Source organism: Heliomarina sp., assembly GCF_052826185.1.
Genome location: NZ_JBRBUI010000025.1, coordinates 1 through 4070 on the forward strand (window position 1 = coordinate 1; position 4070 = coordinate 4070).

The window sequence follows — 4070 nt, forward strand, 5'->3', positions numbered from 1 at the left end:
CTGCCACGGCGTCAATGGGCAGGGTCAGGACGGCGTTGCTCCACCGCTGGTGCACAAGATTTATGAGCCGGGCCACCACGGTGACATGGCGTTTGTCCTCGCAGCACAGAATGGTGTTCGGGCGCACCATTGGAAGTTTGGTAACATGCCAGCGGTTGAAGGCGTGACGCGATCAGATATTCTCGATATCGTGGCTTACATTCGTGTATTGCAGCGTGCCAACGGGATAAACTGAGCCGTTTCGACGGACAAAAGGGTGGGATTTGGTTCCCGATCAACTACCAATGGGTTCGCCGCAACATGGCCACGACTAGTGGGGATAATTCTCTGTATGAGTAAGTGTCTCGCTGCATCGATCCTGATCCTTGCTGCATTTTTCAGTTCTTTCCCTGCAACTCATGCCGAGGAAACCGCCCTCTTCAGATTGACCGACCGTGCAGCACCGGTCGGCATCAGTGCCCGTGAACCATCACTTGCAACCTTGCCGGATGGCCGGATCATATTGAGCTGGACAGAAGAAAACGGAGCCGAAGCGGAAGTTCGCATGGCCATACTCGATGGCAGTGAGTGGTCGGACGCTCGCACAATTCATAAATCGTCAAAGATTTACATCAACTGGGCCGATTTCCCATCGGTAGCGGTACTGGCCGATGGTGGACTGGCGGCACAATGGCTGAAACTGAATGGGGAAGGTGACTACCAGTATGACGTCAATATCGCTTTTTCCATGGATGAGGGCAGAAGCTGGACGGAACCGCTTATTCCGCACGATGACAGATCTCAACGCGAGCACGGTTTTGTTTCGTTAATTCCCGATCAGTTTGGCGGGTTGACGGCGCTGTGGCTGGATGGCCGGGAGTATGACAATCAGACAGAAGGCGAAAGCTTCGAGAATGCGATGCAGCTGCGCGCGCGACAGGTCGACTCTGACGGAGCGATGAAGCCAGAAAGCCTGTTGGACGCGCGCGCTTGTACTTGTTGTCAGACGTCCGCAGCGCGGACCGCCTCGGGCGATTTCGTGGCGGTCTATCGTGATCGAACCGCCGAGGAAATCCGCGATATTTCGATTGTCCGATCTATCGGAGGGGAATGGACGCAACCCCTCACTGTTCACAACGACGGATGGGAAATTGCCGGCTGCCCCGTAAATGGCCCAGCCATTGATGCGATCGGCGACAAGGCAACCGTCATCTGGTTTACTGCAGCATCAGACGAACCGAGGGTTCGTATTGCCTTTTCGGACGATGGAGGAATGCAGTTCGACGAACCGCTCCGCCTCGACCTCGGCGCGGCCTCGGGTCGGGTCGATGTTCTGCAAATGCTGGATGGAAGCGTTTTGGCACTCTGGATGGAATATGTGAGTGGCGGTGAGGCGATCGTTCTGTGCCATGTATCCCGTGGTACCGGATGCGCCGCGCCCCAGGCTCTCTACGTCAATCGGGGTGCTGGATCGGTCGGCTTTCCGCGAATGACACGCGGAGAAGCCGGTGCATTTGTGGCCTGGACCCAACCGACAGGAGCTTCAGACAGAAGCACCACAGTCCGCGTGGTCGAAGTTGCGCTGGCGCCATGAATTGCAGCGACCATTTGAATGTGCCCGTTCTTCCTTAATTCCGCTACACCTGCTCTGCGGCCCGGTCGAGAGGCCAATGATCCGCGGCGACAGTTTTCTTCAGGCTCCAGCCCTTGATGATACCGTAGACCGCCGGAATCACGATCAGGGTCAGTAAGGTGGACGACACCATCCCGCCGATCATCGGGACGGCGATGCGCTGCATGATTTCAGAGCCTGTGCCGTGCGCCCAAAGGATCGGCATCAGGCCCGCCATGATCGCTACAACCGTCATCATCTTGGGGCGCACTCGATCTACTGCACCCACCATGATCGCGGCGTAAAGTTCGTCGCGGGTCAGGTCCCGACCGTCCGCGCGGTCACGCGCTTCATTCAACGCCTGATCGAGATAGATCAACATGATCACCCCGGTTTCAGCCGCCACCCCGGCCAGCGCGATAAACCCGACGGCCACCGCAACTGACATATTGAAGCCCATGAACCACATGAGCCAGATGCCACCTACCAAAGCGAAGGGCAGCGACAGCATCACGATCAAGGTTTCCGTCAGGCGGCGGAAGTTTAGGTAAAGCAGCAGGAAGATCAGCGCCAGTGTCAGCGGCACAACGGTGGCCAGCCGCTGTTTCGCACGTTCAAGATATTCGAACTGGCCGCTCCAGCCCAGGGAATAGCCAGGTGGCAGGGTGACGGAGGTCGCGACTGCCGCTTGAGCTTCCGCCACGTAGCCGCCTAGATCGCGTCCGATGATATCGACGAAGATATAGACGGCAAGCTGTCCGTTTTCGGTCCGGATCGAAGTGGCGCCACGGGTGCGTTCGATGGTGGCCACATCTCCCAGCGGAATGGTGCCTCCGTCCGGCAGTGCAACCTGAACCTCACGCCCGATGGCCTCCGGATCTGACCTCAGGGTCGCCGGATAACGCACAGCGACGTCGTAGCGCTCGCGGCCCTCGACGGTCTGCGTGATCGCCTTGGCTCCCAGGGCCATGCCGATCACCTCTTGCACATCCTGCACCGACAGGCCGTAGCGGCCAAGCGCCGTACGGTCCGGGGTGATGTCGAGGTAATAGCCGCCGATCACCCGTTCGGCATAGGCGCTGGTCGTTCCGGGCACCGTGCGTACCACGGCTTCGACCTCGCGGGCGACCTTTTCCATCTCGGTCAGACTCGTGCCATAAACCTTGATGCCCACCGGCGTGCGGATACCGGTGGATAGCATGTCGATCCGGGCGCGGATCGGCATGGTCCAGGCGTTCGATACGCCGGGAAATTGCAGCGCGGCGTCCATTTCCTGCCGCAGGCTTTCGGTGGTGACACCGGGGCGCCACTCTGCCTCGGGTCGTAGCTGGATGATGGTTTCGAACATTTCAGTTGGCGCGGGTCTGTGGCAGTCAATGCACGTCCCGCCTTGCCGAACACCGACAGCACCTCGGGGAAGGTCTTGATGATGCGGTCCTGTGTTTGCATCAACTCTGCCGCCTTCGTCACAGACAAGCCGGGCAAAGTCGTCGGCATATACATCAAGGTGCCCTCGTTCAGGACAGGCATGAACTCCGACCCCAGCTGCCGCGCGGGCCAGATCGTAACGATCAAGGCGAACAGCGCCACGATGATGGTGAGGCTTTTGGCCTTCAGCACCGCGCGGATGATCGGGCGGTAGACGGCGATCAGCGCGCGATTCACCGGATTCCTGTGTTCAGGGATGATCCGGCCGCGCACGAAGACCACCATCAGCGCAGGCACCAGCGTCACCGACAGGAAAGCAGCCGCCGTCATCGAAAATGTCTTGGTATAGGCCAGGGGGCCGAACATGCGTCCCTCCTGTCCTTCCAATGCAAAGATCGGCAGGAAAGACACGGTAATGATCAGCAGACTAAAGAACAGCGCCGGGCCGACCTCGCTTGCGGCTTCGATCAGCACCTCGATGCGGGGCTTGTCGGGGGCGGCACGTTCCAGATGCTTGTGCGCGTTCTCGATCATCACGATGGCGGCGTCGATCATCGCGCCGATGGCAATCGCAATGCCGCCAAGGCTCATGATGTTGGCACCGATCCCGAGAAATTTCATTGCGGTGAACGCCATCAGCAGACCCACCGGCAGCATGATAATAGCCACAAGGGCAGAGCGGACGTGCAGCAGAAAAATGATCGTGACTCCGGCCACGACGAGACTTTCTTCGAGAAGCGTGGTTTTCAGCGTCTTGATCGCCGACAGGATCAGGTTGGACCTGTCATAGACCGGTACGATGTCGACCCCGTCAGGCAGGCTTTGAGCCACCACGCCCAGTTCTGATTTGGCGTTTTCGATCACATCCAGTGCATTGGCACCCACCCGTTGCAGCACGATGCCACTGGCGACCTCGCCCTCACCGTTCAACTCGGCGATGCCGCGGCGTTCATTGGGGACGATTTCGACCCGCGCGACATCTTTCAGGTTGATCGGCACCCCGCCGATACTGCGCAGGGTGATGTTGCCGATATCCTCGGTTCCCGCCAGA

General features: G+C 59.1%; 2 protein-coding genes and 1 pseudogene. 2 read left to right on the forward strand and 1 reads right to left on the reverse strand.

From position 1 onward, the window contains the following. On the forward strand, positions 1-235 hold a 235-nt coding region (locus tag ACU0FH_RS08790), incomplete at its 5' end, for a c-type cytochrome (RefSeq protein WP_446194270.1). Between the two features lie 21 nt (positions 236-256). Further along, entirely contained in the window at positions 257-1573 is a 1317-nt protein-coding gene (locus ACU0FH_RS08795; protein WP_446194271.1) for a sialidase family protein, read from the forward strand. A gap of 43 nt (positions 1574-1616) precedes the next feature. On the opposite strand, the pseudogene ACU0FH_RS08800 reads toward ACU0FH_RS08795, so the two are convergent. Next, a pseudogene (locus ACU0FH_RS08800) lies at positions 1617-4018 on the reverse strand (efflux RND transporter permease subunit). Positions 4019-4070 lie beyond the last annotated feature (52 nt).